Origin of the sequence: Pseudomonas alkylphenolica (genome assembly GCF_004025535.1) — a bacterium.
Taxonomy (GTDB): Bacteria; Pseudomonadota; Gammaproteobacteria; order Pseudomonadales; family Pseudomonadaceae; genus Aquipseudomonas; species Aquipseudomonas alkylphenolica_A.
The window spans coordinates 307,712-331,348 of sequence record NZ_QJRG01000048.1 but is presented as its reverse complement, the minus strand read 5'-3'; the positions used below and the strand labels follow the sequence as shown (position 1 = coordinate 331,348).

Here is a 23,637-nt window from a genome sequence, read left to right as displayed (position 1 = left end):
TTTATCCTCCACATGCACAAGGCCCGAACGTGTCGGGCCCCGGAAGGTGCGCAAGCGGGAAGGTTCAGAATTTGACCTTGAGCCCCAGTATTCCTTCATAGCCGTGGCTGTCGTTATCCAGGCCTTTTTCGTAGCCGGCCGAGACGTGGATGGTGGTTTTCTCGCTCACTTGATAGTCCACGCCCAGGTTCACCTCGGTCCAGGTACCCCCCAGGTTGGTGGTGAAGGGGACAAAACCATCGTTGGAGGAGAACTCGGTTTTCGGTTGGCTCTTGAACTCGTGCCAGACACTTGGGCGTACCCAGATGTTGGTACGGTGCAGCTTGCCCTTGTCGTCTTCGCGGAACAGGTCCTTGTCGATCCGCACCCCGAGGCGTCCGGTCAGTGAATCAACGTCCTCGAAGCGTACGTCGGAGGCCTCGTCGTGGCTGTCATTGAGCTTGATCCGGGTGACGATCACCTGGGCTTGGGGTTCGATCTTCAGTGACTCGTCCTTGTTCAGTTTGAACGGGTAACCGGCTTCGAGCGAGGCAGTGATGCCTTTGCCCTTGGTTTTGAAGCGCGGCATGTCCTGCGGACGGGCTTCAATGTCGAAGTGATTGAACTGCAGTACACCGTCCAGGTACCAGCCGGCCGGGCCGAAGTGGGTCCAGTAGGCACCCAGGCCAACAGAGCGCACCTTGGCATCACCAGCGGCGCTACCGTCGGTATGGTCGATGTCACCGGCGATCTTGCCGGCCGACAGGGAAATCCCCGCCTGGTCGGTACTGCCATCGGTGTCCTCGCCGTGGTACAGGTCAACACCGACCTGGAAGGCCTGCTGGGTGTAGTCATAGGCACTGCCGTTGCTCAGGCTCTGGTCGCCCTGGCCATAAATCAGACGACCCCAGCCCAGGGACGGACCGTAGTCGCTTTGTGCTTCGGCCGGCAGTGGGTCGAAGGCGTTGCGCACTTCTTCGCCCATCCGTTCGTGCAGGGTATCGACCAGCATGCGGCTGTAGCGCAGGGTCATGCCGGGGATGGCGCTGTACAGCGATGTTTCCGGGCGGTAGTTGGGTACCTGAGCGGGAGTGGGTTTTGGTGCCGGGTTGACCTGTGCCGGATCGACAGGTGCTGGATCAACAGGCGCTGGGTCGACAGGAATCGGGTTAACAGGCGCTGGATCAACAGGTGTTGGGTCAACAGGAGTCGGATCAACCGGCGTTGGGTCAACAGGATTCGGGTCAACAGGAGTCGGGTCAACAGGAGTCGGGTCAACAGGTGTTGGGTCAACAGGTGTTGGATCAACAGGAGTCGGGTCAACAGGTGTGGCATCCTGGGTCGAGCGCAGGTACCAGGCTTGACCATTGCTGTCGTCCAGACTCGCCCGGTGCAACGTGTATTCATACGGGCCGGCCTTGACCCGGCTGAGCAATCTGAACGCCTGGTCCTGGGTGGTACCACCGTTGACGGCGTCCACCACCTGAATGCCGTTGCCCGTGGTCAGGGCGCCCGGGCCGCCGGCGTTCTTGATCTGCAGGTTGCTGCTGCCGGTTGCCTGGCCGCCATCGATGACCAGTTTGTCGGACGGAGATTGGTCGTCATACAGGTAGGTATTGAGGGCGATGGTACCGTTTTCACCCTGGTACTGGTTGACGGTGAGGGTTTTGTAGCTGCCACCAGTGGGTGCGCTGAAGTCGATCAGGCTGTTGTCATTGCGCAGAAAACTGAGGTTCGAGTTGCCGGTGAGTTTCCACAGGCTGGTGTCGCTCAGGGTCAGGTTCGAGGTACTGCCCGCAGCGGTAGTCGCGGCGCCGTTTACCTGGGAGCTGGCAAGGCTGATAGTTGCCAGGCCTGGGTCAAGGGTGCCGGCATCGACATGCAGCCACTGGCCGCTGCCGCCGGCAATGACATCCTCGAACGTAATGTCGGCCAGCCCCTCGACGGCCACGGTGGCGCCGTGCAGGTTGTGTAGCACGGTGCTGCTCAGGTCGGCCTCGCTGATGCCGGCGGCGGTGCCTTGCAGGGACAGGGCCGAGGCGTTGTCACCGGCGGCACTGACCGTCGACTGGTCGGCGCGCAGTTGGCCGCCGTCCTTGACCAGCATGCCGTGCGAGCCATCACCTTGGGTAATCACGCTCGCCTGACCCAGGGTGGCCGAGCTGGGGATGCCGCTGACCAATACACCGTGGGAACCGGCGCCGCTGGTGCTGGCAACGCTGTTGTCGGCATGCAGTTCGCCTCCGCGTTCAGCCTGCAGGCCGGCCGAGTTGTCACCGTGGGTGCGGATGCTCGAGTCCTTGAGGTTCAGCACGGCGGTCTGTGCGTCTTTGAAGTTACGGCTGACCCGGGCACCGGCGGCGTTGGCGCCCAGGGTTTCGACGGTCACGCTGTTGGCGTCGAGCACCACGCTGCCGGGTTTGGGCCCGCCGATGCCGGCGTAGAGACCAATGGAGCGATCGCCTTCGGTTTTTACCGACACACCATTGAGCTGCATACTGCCGCCATCATCTACAGCTACGCCATAAGCTTGCTGGCCGGTGGTCAGCAAGTGGGTGCCGTTGGCAATCAGCAGCGCACCTTCGTTGCGCGACGCCAGGGCATGCGGGAAGGTCAGGTTGGACTGCACGGGAGAGCCGTTACCGCTGGTGGTAACGGTGCCGCCATTGAGAATTACCGTGGCGTTCAGGTTGGCGACCACGCCCATGGCGTTGTCGTTACCGGAGGTATAGACGTTGACGTTGTCGGCGGTGACGGTGGCATTGCCAGCACTGATCCCGGCCGAATAATTGCCTTGAGTGCTGACGCTGCCATTGCGGATGGCGATGTGGGCGCCGTCACCTGCGTTGATGCCGTAACTGGACTTTTGCGAGGTGCGCACCTGGCTGTCATCGAGCACCAGGGTCGAACCTGCGCCTTCCACCAGCACGCCGGGCGCCCATGGGCCGGTGGCGTTGAGGGCATCGACGGCGATCTGGCTTTTGCTGACCTGAGCCTGGGCGCCGCCGACCACGTTGAGGCCGATCGAGCGTGCGCCGAGCACCGAGATTTCGCTGTTGGACACCTGCGCCTGGCTGCCGGCACCTTCGACCGAGATGCCGTGACCGTACATGCCTTGCGCGGCCAGGACGCTTTTGTCGATGACCAGGCTGCCGCCGGCCATCGCCCTGGCGGCGGCTGCAGGGTTGGTGACGACACCGGCGCCAGTGACGTTGACGCGGCTGTTGCTGAGGGAAATGGTACTGGCCTCGGCGCGGACGCCGCCGACGTAATTGCCGCTGGTCGTCACCGCCAGGCCCTTGCCAGTGATCGTGGATCCGTCCAGCGCATGCAATACCGCGGTAGTCGTGGTGCTGGTGGCGGCATTGGTGGAATTGAAGGTGCTGTCGGTGAGGGCGATGGTGCTGCCGCCCTCGGCACGGGCACCACTGGCGGCGGCACCGCTGGTATTGACCGTCACGTCACTGGCGCTGATGTGGCTGCCATTTTCAGCCTTGAGGCCATGGCTGATGTTGGCGCCGCTGACGGTACCAGTGGTGGTGACGGTGGTGCCTTTGCTCAATGCAATGCTACCGCCATCCTTGGCCAGTACGCCGACGGAACCCTTGGCCAGGGTACTGATCGCGCCACCGCTGAAGTCGATGGTGCTGCCGCTGCCACTTGCCAGAATCCCCACATTGTTGCTACCAGAGACGCCGCCCATACTCACCTGGCTGTTGTCGAGTGTGACCACCCCGCCATTCTGAGCAATGACACCGGTCATGTTGTTGGTGTTGAAGGCAACCCCCAGTGCCGTTTTCGGGAGCATCTCGACGCGCACGCCAGTGCCGCTGAGGGTGCCGCCATCCTCGGCCACCAGGCCTTTCTGGCCATTGGCCGTGGCCGCGGTGACCGCGCCGTTGGCAACGCTGCCTTGCTGGAAGCTGATCTGCACGCCAGTGCCGGCTTTTACCCCGGTGCTGTTGGCGGCGCGCAGGCTGACGCTGGAGCTGTCCACGGCGCCGCTGGTAATGCCCACGCCGTTGGCCACGGTGACGATGACCGGCGCAGGAACGCCGAGTAATCCCATCAACGACGGATGGCCGATGTTCAAACTGACCAGCGCAGGCACAAACTCGTCCTGGCGCTCGGTGATTGCTGCGTCTTCGGCCTGTGCACCGTGGATCGGCAGGTAGCACAGGGTGCCCAGAATCAGGCTGATTGCCAGGGCCAGGTGGTTATGTACCAGGTGGTCCAGAGGCAGTGCACGCTCGGTGATGTGTTTCATGGCAACCTCCAACAAATGTATGCTTGGAAGTGTCTGCCTAGGCAGTGAATTGCTCTGTAGGAGTCGCCTTAGCCGCATGTAGGAGCTTTGCTGAAGGCTGTGCTGGTCTAGGCTTGCTGTTCAGGACCGTGTCGGCCCGAAAGGAGCGGTGTGATGAGTCGGGTGATGATTGTCGAGCCACTGCCGTTGATGCGTCAGGCTATTGCCCAGGTTATGCAGCGGCTGGGGCATGAGGTGGTCGCTGAGGTCGAGAATGGCCAGGAGGCGCTGGTACACGCACGCAGTGATGGTCCTGAACTGGTAGTGCTAGAACTGGCCATCGAAGGCCTGGGAGGTCTGGACCTGATCCGGCGCTTGAAACTGCGCGATCCGGCACTGCAGTTGCTGGTGTATACGGGGCAAAGCAGCAGTCATTTCGCTCGTTTGTGTGTACAGGCCGGGGCTGATGGCTTCGTCAACAAGCACGACGAACCACTCGAGCTTGAGCGTGGCTTGCAGGCCGTGGTGCACGGGCGCCAGTATTTCCCCCGGGAATCCAGGCGTGCGCCGACGCCGGTGGGCGGCAAAGAGCTGGATACGCTCTCTGCTCGGGAGCTGACCGTACTGGAGTTGATCAGTGAGGGGCGCTCCAATCAGGCCATCGCCGAGCAGCTGTCGATCAGCTACAAGACCGTCAGTACCTACAAGACCCGCTTGCAGGAAAAGCTTCAGGTCGATTCGCGCCTGGCCTTGGCGACCATTGCCCAGCGCAATGGCATTGGCTCTTCGGGCGTGGCGACGCTGGCTGAGTCCGAGTCGAAGGCCGAACACCTGCAAGACCCGACGCAGCAGGCCCTGATGCGGGCAATGCTCGAGGCCTCACCCAACCCGATGTTCGTGCGTGATCGGGAGGGGCGCCTGCTGTTGTGCAACCAGCCTTTTCTGGCGTGGCACCACGCGTCTGTCGAGCGTGTGCTCGGTGGGCGTCTCACGGATGCATTCTGGTTCACCGCCGAGGAGGGCCAACGGTACCAGGCCCGTTATGATGAGTTGCTCGAAAAAGGCCAGGCATTCACCAACCAGCTCGACATCGAGTTCCTGGGCGAGCCGCATTTCATGCGGTTCTGGATTGAGCCCTGGCGGGATGCCGAAGGCAATGTACAGGGCATGGTCGGCAGTTTCGAAGACCTGACCGATCGACAGATTCTGCTGGGTCAACTGCGTGATGCACACGAACACGCTCAGGCCAGGTACCGGGAGGTGACCGGCTTTGCCCACGTGGTGCATGATGACCTGCTTGAACCGCTACAGCGCCTGCAAACCAGCTTGGCGGCAGTCGAAGTGCCGTTGCCAGGCCAGCACGCCCTACGCACCATCACCCAGCGCCTGGCGCAGCTACAGCGGCTGCTCAACCTTGATCAGCAACGTCCGCCGCTGGTGCCGGCGCAGCTGGATATCACCCGGTGGCTGGAGGCACGGCTGGCCACGTTCAGCGCTCAGCTGAGCAAGGGCTTTGTCGCGCCGACGCTGGAAATCAAGGAGGTCACCGCCAGGCAGCTCTGGATCGATGGTGAGCGGCTGGGCGCATTGTTCGACTGTCTGCTGGAACACCTGAGTGAAGCAGCGCCCATGGCGCCGTTGCGAATCAACCTGGCAACACGGCTGCAACTGAACGGTGCAGTCAGCCTGAACCTGGCAATCACCCTCTGTCGGCCGCTCGAACATCGTCGGGGTATCGCCTTGCAGCTGTGCCGCAACCTGACCCAGTCAATGGACGGCAGTTTCCGGGTGGTGCATGAGAACGGTGAAACGGCGTTCCTGATCGGGCTCGAGTCTGCCGCGGCCTTGTGAAGCTGCGTTCACAAGGCCGTGGCAATCCTCAGAACCCGCTCTCACGCAGCAGCACCGCCGCCACATGGGTCAAACCCTCACCCAGCAAACTGCGGCGTTCACCGGCAATCTGCAACCGGCCCCGGGTTTCGCGCAGGGCAGGTGGCGCGCCTTCAAGTTGCACCAGTACATGAAACAGCGGCGGCGTCGGCAGCAGCTCCTTGCCACGACTGGCCACAGTCAACGGCCCACCGAAGCGCGAGGCGAGCATGGCGTGATGCAACTGGCTGACCCGGGTGCTGCCGATGGCCAGCACCTTACCGTTGATGGGCGTCGGCTGCCCCTCGGGGTAGAAGCGCACCGCACCACCCAGCACCAGGCGTTGTACTTCGTCCTGGTCAACATAGGCATCCACTTGCCAGTGATCGGGGTCGATCAGGATACCGATGGGCTCGCGGCTGCCGATCCACTGACCGGGTTGCCAGTCGGGGTCCAGGTCTAGCCACAGCCCGTCGAAGGGTGCCTGCAGCGTCAAGCGGGCGATCTCCGAACGGGCTGCGCGGGCCTCCTCGAATTGAACGTCCAGGCGCTGGCGCGTGGCGATGGCCTGGTCGGCACCGGTGGGATCGGCCATCAAGCCGCCCAGGCGCGCCTGGTAGCTTTTGACGCTGGCTTCGCTGCTGGTCAGCCGCGAGGCAATGTCCGGCTCATCGAGGGTGACCAGCGCTGCCCCGGCTGTGATGCGGCCAGCGGGGTGCAAGGCCTGCAAACGTGACGGATAAGGCGCGAAAACCCGCAACTGGTGCTCGGCGCGGGCCACACCCAGGGCATGCACCTGGGTACGCCAGGGCACGGCCAGCAGCAACAGGATCAACGCCCCGACGACCCACCAGGCATGGCGGTGGCGGGTCTTGATGCCTTCGCGGTGTTTCCACCAGTGCTTGAGCTCGCGCCACACCGGCATGACGATGAACCAGGCCACCTCCACGGCAAACAGCACGATGCCAAGCAGCTTGAAGAACAGCAGGTACACCGCCACGGCAATGCCCAGGAACAGCACCAGGCGATACACCCAGGTGACCATGGCGAACGCTACAAGGGCCCGGCGCTTACCCGGTGGAAACGCCTCGGGCCAGTCCTCGTCGAGCCCCAGCAACACCCGGCGCAAGGTCACCCGGGCGAGGGCAGAGGAGCGTTCGTGCAGGTTGGGAAAGTCCAGCAGGTCGGAGAGGATGAAGTAGCCGTCAAAACGCATGAACGGGCTGGCATTGAGCGCCAGCGACAGTACCCAGCTGGTGGTGGCCAGGTACAGCAGGGCGTTACGCAACGGACCCGGATCGGACAATGCCCAGCCCAGGGTAGCCAAGCCGGCCAGTCCCAGTTCGGTGATGATACCGGCCGAGGCAATTGCCAATCGCTGCCTGGCGCTGCGCAGCTTCCAGCTTTCGCCGGTGTCGGTGTAAAGCATCGGCCACATCACCACGAAGGCAATGCCCATGTGGCCCACGCGCAGCCCCAGGCGGGTGGCGACCAGGGCATGGCCCAGCTCATGCAGGGTCTTGGCCAGCGCCAGGGCGATGGCAAAGCTGACCAGGCCCGAGGCCGAGAACGACTCCACCACGGCGGTGGTGAAGGTATCCCACTGCTGCAGGACCAACAGCACCCCGGTAAGCCCCAGCAGCAGCACGATCACACCGGTCAACGGCTGGAACAGCCAATCGAGCTTTTTCGCCAGCGTTTGCAGGTGTTGTTGCGGACGCAGCAGTGGCACGCGAAAAAACAGGTAGTGATGCAGCCACCAGCGCCAGCTCAGCCAGGCGTTGCCTTCGCTACGCGAGGCCATGCGTGCCAAGGCCTCACGGCCAGGGCGCAACAGTTGGTGGTTTTCCAGAAACTGACGAAACTCCACAATTTGCTCCACATCCGGGCGTAGCGCTGTTTCGCTATGAATGGCCTGGCAAATGGCGTTCGGGGTGCGCTCCCAGCGCAGCAAACATTCGAACTCCAGCCAGCCGATACGGTAAAAGCGGTTGAGCACGGTGTCGTGAATCACCCAGGCCGGCTCGCCGCTGCGGTCGGGCGCCGTTTCCAGCAGGCGCAGGTCGTCGCGCAGCGGTTGCGATGCCACCTCTGCCGGATTAGCGCCAATCACAACCCGCTCCAGGCCCGCAGTGCGGCGAACGGTCGACGCAGCAGGTAATAGCCCAGTACTACGCGTTCGCCATACAGACGGGCGGTGCCGTGAAGGCCCAGGCGGGCGTGCTCGGGTTGCCCTTCGATGCTGGCGAGCAAGCGGTACGCCACGACGCCTTCTTCGTTGGTGCGTGCCTGGTAACTGGTTTCCAGCACTTTGCCTGTCAGCGGCGTCAGTGGGTAAGCGGTGAGAAACAGGGTGACTTCGGCCCCCGGTTCCAGGGCGATGGCATCGGCGACCGGCAACTGGATCAGCATCGCCGGTTGCTGTGGCTCGGCAATGAGCAGAATCCGCTCGCCGGTGGATACCGGTTTGCCCAACCAGTCATTGGGGTCGCTGTACACCGCGACACCGGCCCGTGGCGAACGCACCTGGGTGCGCTGAAGCTGGGCCTTGACTGCTGCAAGCTCCGCGCGACGTTGCTGCACCCGGCCATTGAGCAGGGTCAGTTCGCTTTTGCTTTGCGGGTTGTCGAAGGCACGCTGGCTGGCGGCGGCCAGTTCTGCATCGGCGACGGCTACTTCTTTGCCCAGCACTTCGGCACGGCTTCTGAGCGTGGTTTCGTCGAGGCTGAACAACAGCGTGTCTTTGTCCACCGGCTGGTTGGGGCGTACCTGCATGCGCTCGATCACGCCATCAATGGGCGAACTGATGATCATCGCTTCGCGCGAGACGATTTCGGCCGGGGCCAGTGCCGTCTGCCGGACCGGCACCAGCAGCAAGGCGACTGCCACCGCCAAGGCGATCAGCAACTGGCGTTTGCTGGGCCGCCAGCGCAGCAAGCGGCGTTGGCGGGTGAAGCCTGCCCAGCAGTGCGCCCAGGTGCGCCACAGGCCGTCGAACAACGGTTCAAGTGCCGCTGCCGGCGGTGTATCGAGCAGGAACACAACCATGCCCAGGCGCTGCCCTTCACGGTCATGCAGGGGGATGCACCACAAGCCTTTGGGCCACCATTCGGCCCAGCCTTCTTCGATGTCCGCGGGCGGGGTTACGGCATCGCGTCCCAGCCAGCGCGGCTTATCGTCTTCCAGCTGACTGGCAATCCAGCGCACGGCGCGCTGCAGCCAGACCAGATAAGGTGAGTCCTCGCTGGGGCGGGCAAGGCCTGACACGCAGAGCAGATCCAGGTGTTGGCCTTGCTGCTGGAACACCAGCGCCTGGTGATACTGCAGCAAGGGGTAGGGGTCGTTGGCGATGGAGAAACCCAACGCATTGAGTGAATCGGCGGCCAGGGCTCGGTCGCGCAGGGCTGCAATGGCCAACAGCAACTGCGGGTGCGGTAATGGCTCACTCATTGTTGTCAGGGAACCGTGCGGTACCGCTCATGCCGGCGATCAGCTCCGGATGCGCCGCGTCCAGGCGCGCCTCCAGCTCTACGGTCTGCGCCACAGCGTCGACCCGCGCGTTTATCGCACTGACGTGGGCCGGGTACGCCTTGCCGGTCTCGAGGATCTCGACTTCCAGGGCCTGATCCTTTTTGAGCTTGGGCAGCAGGCTGGACGGCACATTGAGGCGGACCTTCAACGCACCGTCACTGACCAGATCGAACAGCGGGGTGCCAGCCGGTACCGTCTGGAAGGGTTTGGCATGCACCTTGGCAACGCGCCCGGCAAAGGGCGCCTGTACCACGCAGTAACCGCTCTGGGCCTGTGCCAGGGCGCGTGCGCCGTCGGCCTTCTGCACTTCGGTGTTGGCCACCGAAACTTCCAGGTCACCGACAGCATCGAGTTTGCGCAAGTTGCGCTTGGCATCCAGGTTCTGCCGCGCCATGGTCAGTTCGGCTGCCGCGACCCGGGCACGAGCCTGGGCCTCGGCACAATCGAAGCGCGCCAGCACGGCGTCCTTGGCCACCGTCTGGCCGAGCGCCGCCTTGAACTCGCCAAGGGTGCCCGCCATCTGGCTGGACAACGTGGTTTCCAGGCTGGCCACCAACAGCACGCGAATCGTGCTGGGTTCGGTGGTAGCCAGGGCTGGCTGGGTATCATCGGCCAGCGCCGGGGTGAGGATCAGGGACAGTATCACTGCGAGCAAACTGCGCTCAGGGCTGTATGACATTCGGCGTTCCTTGCGTGCTAACGAGAAGATTGGCGCGTTCTTGATCATCCAGGGTCCGCTGGATTTCTCGGGCTAATGTCTTGATGTCGTGTTTTTCGATTTCCTTGGGCAACGTATCCAGGCCCACCGAGTTGTACAACCGTCCCCAGGCCGCCTGGGCACTGGAGTAGGCGGCTTCGCGCTGGTAACGCGAAAGCAGGTAACGGCCTTCGGCGCGGATCACCTCAAGCTCGGAGCCATAGGAGGTACTACGGGCTTTTTCAGCGTAGCTGAGCAGGCTCTGATCGACCTGCAGGCTCTGATCGGCGAACTCCACTTCCTGGCGGGCCAGTTGGTAGCGCAGGGTGCCGACCCGTACCTGGGTAAGGATGGCCATCGACAGCGCCACCCGGCGCATGTCATCGGTCTTGGTTTGCGACTCGGCAGCGCTGTTGATCGACGGCAACTGCAGCAGGCGCAAGAGGTTCATCGACACTTGCACGCCGGTTTCGGTCCAGTCGTTGTTGTAGAGGTACTTGTTGGAGTCGTACTTGTAGCCAAAGTCGAGGATCACGTTGGGCCACAGTTGCGCCTTGGCGATCTTCAGGTCGTTTTCGTTGACGCGCTTGCGGTACCACTCTTCCATGATTTCCGGACGGTTCTGCAGCGACAACTGTTCAAGCTTGTCGATGTCCTGGGACATCGACGGCAGCGTCGGCTCCACCTGGTCGGCGAGGATCAGGCGTGAGCCCGGCGGCAACGACATCAGCGCCGACAGTTCGGCCCGGGCGAACTCAAGGTCCTGGCGGCGTACGGTCAGCAGGTAAATGGAGTCGAGCAGGGCGCGCTGATACGCCAGTACTTCCTGACGCGGCAGCAGGCCCTGGGTTTCGGCCTGGCGCGCCGAGAGCAAGGCCTGGTTGGTGCGCACCAGCAAGCGGTCGACCTGAGGCATCAGGCGCTGTGCGCTGAGGGCGCGCCAATAGGCATTGCGTACGTCCTGCAGGACGTTCTGCGCCACTTTGCGCCGACGCTCCTCGGCCATCAGGATCTGGTCGCTTTTCTGCTGGGTGCGGTAATAGGCCACGCCGAAATCCAGCAGGCTCCAGCTCAGCCCCAGTCCATAGAGTTGACGATAACGCTCTTCGGAGGTCGACGCGCGCAAGCTTTGCTCGCGGTCTTCGATACCGATCGAGGTGCCACCGGAGTCGTTGTTGCGCCCGGCATACCCGGCCGAAGCCACCAGACGCGGCAGCATCTCATGGCTGGAGACGTCACGCAGGTCGCTGGCCAGCGCGCTTTCCATCAATTTCAGGCGGTAATCCAGGTTGTATTTCAGGGCCCGTGCAGCGGCTTCATAGAAGGTGATGGGCGTGGTCACGGGCTCTTGGTTTTCATACATCTGCGCCTGGTCGCGAAGAATCCGCTGCCGGGCTTCTTCCTCGGTGTACTCGACCGGTTTGGTCGCAGAGCAGGCGGCCAGCAATAAAGTGGAAGCGATGGCTGTACTCAATAACGTGTGTGGCAGTCTTGGCATGGTCTGTCCTTGTTCCTGGCTTATTCTCTTGTACGGGTGTCCATGGCCCGCAGGCGCTCGGCCGCTTCACGCAATTGCGCGCGGAAACCGGGTGCGGTGCGTGCCTCGGAAGGCGGTGGTAACTGGGCATCGCCCTGGGTCATGTGCTCGGCGTCGGTGGCAAACACCGACGGGTCGGGCAACAAGCCGTCGGCGCTGAGGTTGATGCGTGACTGGCGCCCGAGAATCCACGCCAGGTCGTTTTCGCTGGCCTGGCGGCTGACACGCACCGCGCCGGCGACAAACTGGCCGGGTATCAGGCCAAGCCGCTCGTTCAGGGTTTCACTGAGGATCTCCGGCACCCGACCGTAGCTCAGGTTGCTGCCGTCGGCCGTCCAGCCGGACAGCTCCAGCAAACGCTCCTGGCGTTCGACCACCGGCCCGACGAACACCACCGGCTGGACATCAGGCAGCGGCAGGTTGCGAAACGGATCGATCGCATCGCGGTCGAAGAACGGGCCGGCCGGGGCAGGGATGAAGGGGGCGGTGATGTCCAGGGTGATGGTCAACTGGGCAAGGTCCGTGGCGCCGAGGCGGTCGCTGAGGGTGTAGGTGAACACGTCCTTGAGGACTTGTCCCAGACCTGCAGCGGCCAGCACCTCGGGATTGGTCAGGTCGATGCTGTAGGTGTAGCTGCCATCGGCATTGATCACAAGGGTGCCGTAGCGTCCGGCCAGCGGCTGGCCGATGACACCGCTGGTGCCGCTGCCGCTTTCCGCACCGATGCGGATGCCGCTGACAATCAACTGTTCGCCACCGTCGACATCGCTGTCGTTGGGCAGCACATTGCCGGAGGCCTGAGGCGCGGTCACCTGATCGCTGGCAACGTTGCTGTCGTCACGCGCAACCGGACTGTCGTTGGCACCTTGAATGAGCACATTGAGCCGCGCTTCGGATTCCGCCCCGGCGGTGTCGCGCATGCGGTACGTGAACACCTCGCGCAGGGTCTCGCCTGCGGTGCGCAAGGCCTGCACCGTCGGGTTGCTATTGTCGAGCAGGTACTGGTAACTGCCGTCGGCATTAAGGATCAGTTGGCCATACCGGCCCGCCAGCACCTGCCCGGCGAGTGCGGCATTGCCGGTTTCGCTGGTGACCGACAGCACCTGACGGGTTTCGCCCAGGGCCGGGCTGTCAACGTCGGTGTCGTTGTCCAGTACGTTGCCGGTCGGGTCCAGGCCCGGTTGGTTGTTGCCCACGCCACCGGCTTCGATGGCTATGGTGTCGTCATCCACGGCAATCGGCGTGTCGTTGCGACCGTCGATGGTGATGGTCAGTTGGGCGGTGTCGTCGGCCAGGTGCACGTCCATCACCGTGTAGGTAAAGACGTCCACCAGGACCTGGCCGCTGGTGCGCAGGGCCTGAACCGCGGCCAGGCTGTTGTCGACGGTATAGGTCCAGCTGCCGTCGGCGTTCATCACCAGGTCGCCATACAGACCACGCAGGGTAGTGCCCAGTGTGCCAGCTGTGCCGGTGCCGGTTTCGCTGCCCGTGCGGATCGTCGTCACCGTCAGCGGATCACTTTCGAAATCAGTGTCGTTGCCCAGCACATTGCCACTGGGGTTGAAGCCTGGAGTGCCGTTGTTCAGGCCGCCGGCCTCAATGGCCGTGGCGGCATCATCGATGCCATCAGGCGGATCGTTGCGGCCGATGACGATGATCGACAGTTGCGCCAGGTCAGTCAGCCCGCCGAGGTCGGTGACTTCGTAAGTGAAGTGGTCCACCAGCGTTTGCAGCAAGGCCAGGGCTTCGACGTCCGGGTTGGTGCTGTCGACGGTGTAGGTGTAGCTGCCATCGGCATTGATCACCAGGGTGCCGTACTGACCGATCAGCACGTTACCGATGGTACCGGCAACGCCAGTACCCGCTTCAGGGCCGGTACGAATACCGGTGACGGTGAGGCGGTCGCCCTGGTCGATGTCGCTGTCGTTGGGCAGCACGTTGCCGCTGGGGTTGAGGGTCAGGCCATCGCCGTTGTCGGCCACGGCGATGTTGATGTTGTCACGGGCCACCGGTGCGTCCCAGGCACCCTGAATGGTCACGGTCAGCTGGGCGACGTCCTCGGCGCCTGCAATGTCGCGCATGCGGTAGCTGAACACCTCCTGCAAGGTATCGCCGGGCTTGAGCGCCTGCACGGCGGCCAGGGTGTTGTCGACCTGGTAGCGGTAGTCGCCGTTGGCAAATACGGTCAGGGTGCCATAGGTGCCCTGGATTGCCTGGCTGATGCCGACGGTGGTGAAAGCGCCACCCGCCGCCTCGCTGCCGGTACGGATACCGTTGACGAATTTCCCGTCACCGGCATCGACATCGCGGTCATTGGCCACCAGGTTACCTGTGGGGTCGACCCCAGGGGTGCCGTTGTTGGTGCCGCCAGCTTCCACCGCTGTCGCGGTATCGTCCACCGCCAGCGGGTTGTCATTGCGCCCCTGGATGGTGATGGTCAGGTTGGCCGCGCTGAGTGCGCCGGAGAGGTCGCGTATGGTGTAGGTGAAGGACTCGCTGAGGGTATTGGTCGCTGTGCGCAGGGCTTGTACCAGCGGGTTGTTGTTGTCGACCAGGTAGGTGTAACTGCCGTCGGCGTTGAGGATCAGGCTGCCGTACTGGCCGGCAAAGCTGCTGCCGACGGTGCCGGCACTCGGCCCTTGACGGACGGCCACCACGGTCAGGGTTTCGCCAAAGCGGTCGACGTCGATGTCGTTGCTCAGCACGTTGCCGCTGGGGTTGAAACCGGGGCTGGTGTTGTTCAAACCACCGGCCTCTACCGCGAGGGCGTTGTCGTTGACGGCTACCGGGGCGTCGTTGGTGCCCTGGATGGTGATGGTCAGCAGGGCGATGTCGGTGGCACCGGCGGCGTCGATCACGCTGTAGTTGAACGTCTCGACCAGGGTGTTGCCCGGACGCAGGGCCTGTACGTCTGCCATGCTGTTGTCCAGGCGGTAGCTGTAGCTGCCATCGGCATTCAGCGTCAGCCAGCCATAGGTACCGCGCAGCTCGCTGCCCAGGGTACCGGCGGTACCGGCACCCTCGGTCGCGCCGGTGCGTACCGACGCAACGGCCTTGGTTTCGCCATAGTCGATCGGGTCGCCGACCCCGCCATCCACATCGGTATCATTGGTCAGCACGTTACCCCGGGGGTTGAGGCCGCCGCTGTTGTTGTTCACGCCGCCGGCTTCCACCGCGGTTGCAGTGTCATTGACACCGATCGGGTTGTCGTTCTGGCCGCGAATGATGATGACCACCTGGGCAGTGTCCGACTCGCCATCGCTGTCGGTGACGGTGTAGGTGAAGACTTCGATCAGCAGGTCATCAATGCCGCGCAGGGCTTGCACTTCCAGGTTGTTGTTGTCGACCCGGTAGCTGAAGGTGCCATCGGCGTTGATGGTCAATGCGCCATATTGGCCATTGAGCGCTGTGCCCACCACGCCTGCGGTACCGGTACCGCCTTCCGGGCCGGTGCGCACTGCGGTAACGCTGACCGGGTCGCCATCGGGGTCGACAAAGACTACCTGACGTCCTGGTGCCGGGGGGACGCCGGGATCGAGGCCGGGCGTCTGGTTGGCGACACCGCCTGCTTCGGTGGCCAGTGAAACGCTGTCCTGGGCGTGGGGCGGATTGTTGGCGCCACGGATCACGATGACCAGTTGCGCCGTATCGGTCAGCCCTGCCGAGTCGACGATCTGGTAGGTAAAGATCACATTGAACGACGCACCACGGGGCAGGGCAATGATGGCGTCGTTCACGCTGTTGACGTCAAAGCTGAAGGAGCCGTCGGGGTTGATGGTCAGGGTGCCGAAGTCCTGGACGCTGGTCACAGGGACACCGGCGTCGGTCTGGGCGAAGGTCGCGGCGATGGTTACCGCACCACCGGCCACCGCCGTCAGTGCGCCGCCCGCGAGTTCCGGGCCGTTGCGGATGCCGTTGACCTGCAGCACGGTGCTCGGCCGGTCGGCGCGGTCGACGTCCAGGTCGACGCCATTGCCACCGGGTTGGTCGATGGTGCCTGGCCGGCTGGGGAACAGGATGACGTTGCCGACCGGGTTACTTTCGCCGGTATTGTTGTTGATGCCCGCTTGTGCGGTGGCCTGATCGTCGCTAGCCACCGGGTTGTCGTAGTTGCCGACAATGGTGATGCGCAGTTCGGCCAGGTCATTGAGGCCCAGGGCATCGGTGACCTGGTAGCTGAAAAACTCGGTCAGGGTGTCATTGGGGCCCAGGCGCTGCACGGCCGTATTGTTTTCATTGATGACGTAGGTGTAGGCGCCGTTGGCGCCGATGGTCAGCACACCGTAAGTGCCGTTGATACTCACGCTACCGCCCGCCGGCACGTTGGTCAGGGCGCCCGGCACCGCTTCGCGCAACGGCCGCACACCGGTCACCGACATGGTTTCGCCGTAGTTGATCGGGTCGCCGACGCCACCGTCGACGTCGTTGTCGTTGCTCAGCACGTTGCCCGTGGCATTGCTGCCAGCGACCGGGAAACCTGGCGGCGGCGTGTCGTTGGGTTTGCCGACACCCGTGTTGTTGACGCCACCTTTTTCAATGGCTGTGCCCACGTCATTCACCCCGACCGGGGCGTCGTTGGCACCGTGGATGACCACGGTCAACGTGGCACCGGACTGCAGGGGTGCGCCCCCCAGGCCAATGTCGGAGATCCTGTAGCTGAAGACTTCGGTCAACTGGTCACCGGCCAGGCGCAGGGCCTGAACCTCGGCATTGTTGTTGTCGATGATGTACTGATAGGCGCCGTTGGCGGAGAGCACCAGCTTGCCATAGCGGCCGGCGATCTCTATCGCCCCGATGTTGGGCAGCGACAGTGTTTGACCCAGTGGAGAGGTGACTGAAATGACATTGAGCACATCACCGTTGGTAGCGATGTCGACATCGGTGTCGTTGTCCAGCAGGTTGCCGCGCGGGTCCACGCCCGGCACACGGTTGTTGGTACCCCCGGCCTCGGTCGCCGAGGCGTTGTCGTTGACGGCTACCGGTGCATCGTTGACCGGGGCGAGGTTGATCACCAGGAAGTCGCGGTCGGTGCGCGCGTCGCTCAGTTGACCGGGGATGCCGTTGCCATCGAAATCGCCGTAGTTGCCCAGGTCCGAGGTCACCACTTCAAGGAAGTCGTTGCCGTTGAAGTTCAGGTTGCCCAGGTAGCTCAGGCCGGCCAGGGTTGCGTTGATGTCGGCAAGGCGGCCGACCAGCACCAGGGTGGTGGTGCCGGCACCGGTCACCGTGACCCCGGTGGTCGAACCGGTCAGCGACAGAACGCCGTGGGTGACTGTCAGGGTGACCTGGATGGCACGGCCGTTGACGTTGGGGTTACGTTCAGCATCGACATCACTGACGCTGATGCCGCCAATGGCCAGGGGAGTGTCCTCAAGCCCGCTCTGGAAGCCCGGCAGGCTGTTGACCGGGGCGTCGTTGAGTTCGACATAGCCGGAGTTGGCCTGCGCGGTGCTGCCTTCGCCGAGGGTCACCTGGACCTGGCCCAGCGTGCCGCCATCGGTGTCGATGCGCATGCGCAGCTCGCCGAACTGGACAATGCTGTTGACCGTGGTCGGAGCATCGAGGCGGTACAGGCCCGAAGGCAGCACGCCAAAGGTGAAGCGGCCATTGCTGTCGGTGGTGGTGGTGAAGGTCTTGTCGTCACCGTTGCCCAGTACACCATCCAGGCCGGCCCAGATCAGGTTGATGGTCTGGTTGGGAATTGCCAGTTCGTAGGCCGGGGTGCCGGGGACCGGGTCGGCATCCGGGTTGGCATCGTTGGGCAAGGCCGCTGCAGTGCCGGTGTCGTTCCACAAGGTACCGCTGATGATGCCCAGGCCGGCGCCTTCGCGCAGCACATAGTTGTTGAGCACCGTGGCGTCCGGGCCGGGGCCGTCGGCGCCGGTACGCTCGCCGGCTGCGGTGCCGTCGGCGCCAACTGCTGAGCCGCCCCAGGTGGTGAAGGTTTCCGGCAGGCTGCTCCAGCTCAGGTTGGCGTCACTGTTGGCGATAGCCGTGCCATTAGGCACATCGACGGTATACACCACACTCACGCGGGTACCGATGTCGATACGGGTGATGTCGACGGTCAGCCCGCCGGTGGTGCTGAAGGTCACCCCGGCAGGCAGGTTGCCCGGACCGAAGGTGGTACCGCCGATGGTGATGCTGACCAGGTTGTAGTTGCTGCCGGTGGGAAAGCCATCCGTCAGGTGGACGTCATACGCCGGCAGACCGCCGCTGGCGGTGAAGCTGACCGAGACGGTGGCGTTGCCCAGGGCGGTACCGGGGTTGGGAATGAAATCGGTGACCTGCTTGTTCAAACCGGTAAAGCCGGCTTCGACGATGCGTTCGGTCAAGGTAAGGCTGGTTGCCCGCAGGTTGTTGTTGACCACATCCTGGACAGTGGCGCCGAGCACCACGCCGGCCTGATTCTCGAGGGTGTTGGCCACCCGCGCACCAAATTCCAGTACCACGCCTTCGAGGTCGTCGTCGTTGCCGTCGTCGCCCGTGCCATGGGCGCCGTTGACCAGATTGCCGAGGTTGAGGGTGACCACCTGGTTGCCATTGCCATCGGTGGTGATCGATACATACTTCGAATTGAGCACACCGGTCGGCCCGGCGCCAGACAGATCGGCGTTGATAAACTGCGCCTCGGGGCTGTTTTCATTGCCCAGTATCTGCAAGGTGCCACCGGTGATCAGGTCGGTCAGGTCGGTGACCAGGCCACCATCGGAAATGAAACCAATGCGCAGGCTGGTCAGATCAGCCAGCGTCAAGCCGCGCCCAAGGGTGATGACCAGTTGGTAATTGGGGTTGTTGCCCTCAGGCACCAACACTACGGCGCGATAGCGAATCACTTCGCCCACTGCAACGGTCTCTTGCAGGGCGTTGGTCGGATTGGGCGCAGTGGTGTCGGACAGCCCGCCCACCCGCGAGAGCTTGATACCCTGGGCCACCGGGATGATCAGGATGCTGTCGCGGCGGTAGTCGTCGACGACACCGCTGTTGAGCAACCCTTGCTGGCCGGTACGTTCACCCGCCGGGTCGGCCGTGGTGTTGCTGGTGCCATTGAGGCTGGTCCAGCGCACTTCGGCCAGGTTGTCGAAGGCGGCCACCGAGGCACCGCTGGCATTGACCGTGCCGGTAATGCGCAGCACCAGGGTGCCACCCTTGGCGATATCGACGTCAGCGACGTTGACCAGCGTGCGGCCGTTGGCATCGAGGCTGAAACGGGCGGTGATATCGGTGGAGACGCCGTTGACGGTGTAGATCGCGCTGACCAGGGTCAACTGGTCCAGTTCGGGCGGCAGCACGCTGTTGAAGTTGATGTCGAAGGCGTCGTAGTCGCTGGTACTGTTGCCGTTGCGTATGGTGATGGTGTATTCGAGCGGGTCGCCCTGGTCGAAACCGATACCCGGCGGAGTGACCAGTTGCTGATCCAGTTGCAGGGTCGGCTCCTGGATGGTGATGGTTGGCTTGCTGCCGGTCATGGCAACGTCGCGGTCAATCGGAGTGGCACCGTTCGGGGTGTTGCCGTCGGGGTCGCGGTAGTTGAGCGTGGCGTCGTTCTGGCGCACACCACCGCTCTGGTTGCCAATGACGTTGCTGGCCACCAGGCGCAGGCGGATTACAAAGCTGTTGTTGGCGGTGTTGTTGTCGCCTGTGGTGTTAGCTACGGAAAAAACGAACCGCGCATCGACGCCATCGGCGCCCAAAGTACCGCCCGAGCCGCTGAGGCTGCCAACGGTAACGGTGCCGCCAAAGTTTTGCGCCAACAAACCGCCCGCCGTGGTGATCAGCTGGTAGCCCTGGCCATTGAAACTGAGGTCCAGGCGCATGCCGGGTGGAATCAGGTCGTCGATGCGCAGGTTCTGCGTAGTGCCCTCAGGCAGGGTGACGACGATGTCGTAGAGCATGCTTTCGCCCACGACCAGGTTCGAGCCGGTGGTATGGCTGGCACTCGAGTCGCTTTCGTCGAGGCTGCCGCCAGCGTAATTCTTGCTGATGGTCGGCGCGGCTACCTGCTGGCCGGCGATGTCGCTCAACGGTGTCGCGCCGAGGAAGTTCTGTCCGCCTTCGACACTGGCGTAGCCGAGCAACTGCCCTGTGGTTTGCAGGGTAGAGCTGGCGGCGATGGTGGCGTTGACGTTTACCTCATAGGTAATCACCACCACGTTGGCGCCACTGTTGTCTGCCGCACTGCCCGGGCGACCGGCCAGCAGGGCGCCGACACCGGGCCCGTCAATGAAGGTGATGGTATTGGTGGCGTTGTTCACGGTGTAGTGGGTGCCCGCGACCAGCAGCGTGCCATCACCGCGGTAAATCTGCAGGTTGGCGGCAGACAGTGTGCCACCGACGAACGACAGTCCCGGCGGCAAGGTGATGCGCGTGCTGACGTCGTAGGCGTTGCCACCGCCGCTGTTTTCAATGGCGGTGGCCAGGCGCAAGCGGTCATTGGCGTCGATCCCGCTGACATCGCCGTTCACGGCCGCGATGTTGGTGACACTGCCGCTGAAAGGCACACCGGTGGTGCCGGGCAGGGCCCAGGTGCCGGTGGTGCCGGTCACCGTGCCATGGTTGGTGGAGACGACACCGTGGGTGATGTTCAGCACCGGCTCGGCGACCGATGCAATCAGGGTCACGTCATCGGTGGTGAGCAACACGCTCTTGTCCAGCGTGCGGGTCTGGCTGGACTCACCCAGCACGTTGAAGGCGCGCTGGTCGGCAAACGGCTGGTCGCTGACGGTGAGGGTGAAGTCGATGGACACGCGACTGCCGTTGAGCCCGGGGTTCACGTAGTCGGCAAAGGTGAAGATGATCGAGTTGCCGGGGCCCAGGGTCACCGAGGTCGGGCTATTGGGGTTGGTGTTGTCGGTAGCCAGGCGCCAGATGCTGTTGAGGTTGATACCGGTAAGGTCGAACAGCGGCAACGGCAGGTAGGCGGTGAGCTTGAAGTTTTCGTAGTCACCGGTCACCAGGTCATAGCTCAAGCGGAAGGTGACGCGGTCACCAGGACGCAGCTCGGTGCCCGGTGCCGGGGCACCGCCACCGTTGAGGTCGGCGAGGTCGATCTGCACCTGGCTGGTCGGGATGACGGTGGTGGTCGTGGAACCGTCGCTCTGGTTGTCGCCGCTCAGGTTGAGGGCATCGAGCAGTACCGTGGCGGTCACTGTGGCGTTGTTGCCCAGCGGGTCGCCTTCGTTGATCTCGCTGTGCGGATTGCCGGCGGGCGGGGTGTAGCTCTGGCCGATCTGCGCCTGATAACTGATCACCGCCAGGGTGGCGCCCTGCAGCGTACTGTCGAAGGCCAGGTCACCGTTGAGCCACTGGGTAAACAGGAAGGCATCATTCAACGACTGGGCAATGTCGAAGACCATCGAGGTGCTGCCATCGGCATTGACCACTGTGGTGGTAACCAGGGTGATGGTTTCGGAAATGCCATTGATCTGCAGGGTCAAAGTGGCAGTGCCGGGCACCAGTTTCTGGCCATCGCTCAGTTGGTCGGCAATCACGAAACTGCCTTGGCCGAAAAAAGTCCGGCCGAAGGCGAAATAGTCGGAAATGGCGATGTTCAGGTTGTAGGTGAGGGTATCGCCGGGGCTGATTCCGGCGGTGCCGACATCAACGCTGACGACGACCTGTTTTTCCAGGGTAATGGACTTGGCGATAAAGCTGACATCGTCACCCTGGCCGGTGAAATTGATCTGGCCGCTGGTGGCATCGCGGGGGTCCAGCGGTACCCAGGAGCCGGATGCAGTCGGCGCGTCGAAGGTGATGGTGACATCATCGCCGGTCACCGGGTTGAGTATCGGGACACCATTGGCGTCGTCGTCTGGCACGAAAAACTGCACGCTGGTGCTGGTCGCCGCATTGAGTGTCGGGTAAAGGACGCTGAACGACTCGACGTACACATCGTTGGTCAGGTCGCCATCGTTGTTCAGGGCCAGGATCGCCTGGATCAGCGCCGGGTCGGTAAAGGTGCGGCCGTCGTAAAGGGTAATCGAACTCAGGGTGCCGCCCGCACCCGGGGTAATGGACTTGACGATGACGTCGTCAGGCACCGGCTGGGTAACGGTGACGTTGGTCAGGGTCTGGCCATTGGCCGGGGTAATGGTGGAGGTCAGGTTGCGCTCGAAGTTGGGCCCGGTGGCCGTCTCGCCTTCCGGTGTGGTGACCACCTGATCAAGGATGATCACTGTCGGGTGCACGACATAGCTGTCGGCGTTGGCGGCAGGCTCGAGGATGCTCGGGTCGGTGGCCGGGTTGTTCAGCGAGTCGTTGCCGTACTGGAAGCCGCTGCGGGCACGGACGGTCAGGTCCGGCGTCGAGCCGGTGAACGAGAAATCGGTATCGGCCAGGTTGCTCAGGGTCGCAGTCACTTGTACCGGGATTGCCGGCTGGCCCTGGCTGACGCTGGCAAACGGCAGCTCGACGACCACCATCTGGTCGCCCGCGCGCATGCCGAAATCGGCGGCATTGATGATCAGCGGCTTGCCATCGGTGCCCACCGCCAGCGGGTGGCTGGCCTGGCCATTGGCGTCGAAGGTCAGCACATGGGTGACCAGCGACTGGCCCAGGTAGGTGGCTGAAACGAAGGTAATCCCGTCATCGATCTCGGCGCCTGCGCCGTCCTTGCCGGTGGCCGGGAAGAACAGGTCGATAAATGGCGCATAGCCAGCATCGCTGGTGTTGTTGGTGAAGGTCACGGTGAAGGTAAAGGTGTTGCCCAGCAGCACATCGGCACCACCGCTCAGGTCGGTGGTGGGGCCGGCGGCCAGCAGGCGGTCGTAGCCGGCCATTGCGGTGCTGGACAGGACAATGGCTTTGTCCATCAGGCCATTGCTGACCTCCAGGTTCCAGTCGCCCCCGGCGCGGGTGCTGCCGGTATTGTCATCGGAGGCGCCGACATCGGCACCGGTCCAGCGTGCCAGTTCGTCGACCAGGGTGCGGCCGTCCTTGCCTTCGCCGACTTTGCAGCCATACAGCTGAATATCCGCACCTTCGCTTAACGACTGGCTCCACTGGCTCAGGGGCTGGGCGTATTGGTCGATATTGCCGGAGGTCAGGGTGGTCTTGCCGAGGGTGAACTCGCCGGAGGCACCGTGGGACAGGATTTGAATCGAGTCGACCTGGCCCAGTTTGGCCAAGGCGCTGGAAATCGCCGCCAGGCCATCCTGGTTGGCTTCCACCACCAGCACGTCGACATTGTCGGGCAAGTTGGCGGTGAGCTGTTCGCGGCCCTCAATACGGCTGTCGAGCACCAGCAGGTGGCGCGCCGCTGATGGCTGCTGGCCCGGTTCGCTGCGGGCATCGGTCGGCGTGGCATGGGCGGTGTCGGCTTTACCGGCATCGCCGTTGTCCTGATGCTGCTGATCTGCCGCAGCCGTAGCCGCTGCGCCGTCAAACAGAATGCGTGGTTCCAGCGCCAACGCCTGACGTTGGGGCCTGAACGCTGCTGGAACTGCTAGTTGGATCCGGGTCGTCATGTCCACCTCATCGCACAAAGCTCCATTGAAGGACCGCTTTGAGCCCTGTAACCGTTCTGTAATAGCGACGGCTGCTTGTTCCCTGGCCTGGTATTCCTGTCTCTTGACAGCGGCCAGATATGGGAATCCGCACTGTCGAATCATTCGCAACATAGAGAGCCTAGACGGTTTTTTTTACTTCGTATGAATCGGCTGACAGACGCGTACTACAAGGGCGCGTTGCCTATTTGGCAGTCATCCATTTGAGTGGGTTGAAGTGATTGCCAACCAGACAGGTACAAGGACAAAACGACGACTATCCTGACCATGCCGT

7 protein-coding genes are annotated in these 23,637 nt (G+C 63.2%); 1 reads left to right on the top strand and 6 read right to left on the bottom strand.

The features are described 5' to 3' along the window. Positions 1 to 64: 64 nt before the first annotated feature. Complete coding sequence (locus DM813_RS22100) at positions 65 to 4,246, bottom strand: autotransporter outer membrane beta-barrel domain-containing protein (RefSeq protein WP_128325529.1); 4,182 nt, start codon at positions 4,244 to 4,246, stop codon at positions 65 to 67. 153 nt (positions 4,247 to 4,399) lie between these two features. On the opposite strand from DM813_RS22100, the gene DM813_RS22095 reads away from it, so the two are divergent. Continuing rightward, positions 4,400 to 6,076, top strand: coding sequence for a LuxR C-terminal-related transcriptional regulator (locus DM813_RS22095; protein ID WP_128325528.1), 1,677 nt, complete (start codon positions 4,400 to 4,402; stop codon positions 6,074 to 6,076). Positions 6,077 to 6,104: 28 nt separating this feature from the next. Here the strand turns inward: DM813_RS22095 and DM813_RS22090 are convergent, their stop codons facing one another. Genes DM813_RS22090 through DM813_RS22070 form a run of 5 tightly spaced genes read right to left on the bottom strand, consistent with a single transcriptional unit; the run spans position 6,105 to position 23,324 of the window. After that, the gene (locus DM813_RS22090; protein ID WP_164897286.1) at positions 6,105 to 8,204 is read right to left on the bottom strand and encodes an HlyD family efflux transporter periplasmic adaptor subunit; all 2,100 of its coding nucleotides are present in this window, start codon (positions 8,202 to 8,204) and stop codon (positions 6,105 to 6,107) included. Next, positions 8,204 to 9,544 carry an efflux RND transporter periplasmic adaptor subunit gene (locus DM813_RS22085; RefSeq protein ID WP_128325527.1) on the bottom strand — a complete coding sequence of 447 codons (1,341 nt, stop codon included), beginning with the start codon at positions 9,542 to 9,544 and terminating at the stop codon, positions 8,204 to 8,206. Before DM813_RS22085 ends, DM813_RS22090 begins: the two co-directional genes overlap by 1 nt. After that, positions 9,537 to 10,304, bottom strand: a complete 768-nt coding sequence (locus tag DM813_RS22080; protein ID WP_128325526.1) for an efflux RND transporter periplasmic adaptor subunit — start codon at positions 10,302 to 10,304, stop codon at positions 9,537 to 9,539. The genes DM813_RS22085 and DM813_RS22080 overlap by 8 nt, the downstream gene beginning before the upstream one ends. Further along, positions 10,288 to 11,820, bottom strand: a complete 1,533-nt coding sequence (locus DM813_RS22075; protein WP_128325525.1) for a TolC family protein — start codon at positions 11,818 to 11,820, stop codon at positions 10,288 to 10,290. The genes DM813_RS22080 and DM813_RS22075 overlap by 17 nt, the downstream gene beginning before the upstream one ends. Positions 11,821 to 11,840: 20 nt before the next feature. Next, the gene (locus tag DM813_RS22070; protein WP_128325524.1) at positions 11,841 to 23,324 is read right to left on the bottom strand and encodes a VCBS domain-containing protein; all 11,484 of its coding nucleotides are present in this window, start codon (positions 23,322 to 23,324) and stop codon (positions 11,841 to 11,843) included. Positions 23,325 to 23,637: the final 313 nt, after the last annotated feature.

Excerpts from the sequence above, each read along its gene's own strand:
- DM813_RS22100 (WP_128325529.1), bottom strand. The coding sequence starts at position 4,246 with ATGAAACACATCACCGAGCGTGCACTGCCTCTGGACCACCTGGTACAT.
- DM813_RS22095 (WP_128325528.1), top strand. The coding sequence starts at position 4,400 with ATGAGTCGGGTGATGATTGTCGAGCCACTGCCGTTGATGCGTCAGGCT.
- DM813_RS22085 (WP_128325527.1), bottom strand. The coding sequence starts at position 9,544 with ATGAGTGAGCCATTACCGCACCCGCAGTTGCTGTTGGCCATTGCAGCC.
- DM813_RS22080 (WP_128325526.1), bottom strand. The coding sequence starts at position 10,304 with ATGTCATACAGCCCTGAGCGCAGTTTGCTCGCAGTGATACTGTCCCTG.
- DM813_RS22075 (WP_128325525.1), bottom strand. The coding sequence starts at position 11,820 with ATGCCAAGACTGCCACACACGTTATTGAGTACAGCCATCGCTTCCACT.
- DM813_RS22070 (WP_128325524.1), bottom strand. The coding sequence starts at position 23,324 with ATGACGACCCGGATCCAACTAGCAGTTCCAGCAGCGTTCAGGCCCCAA.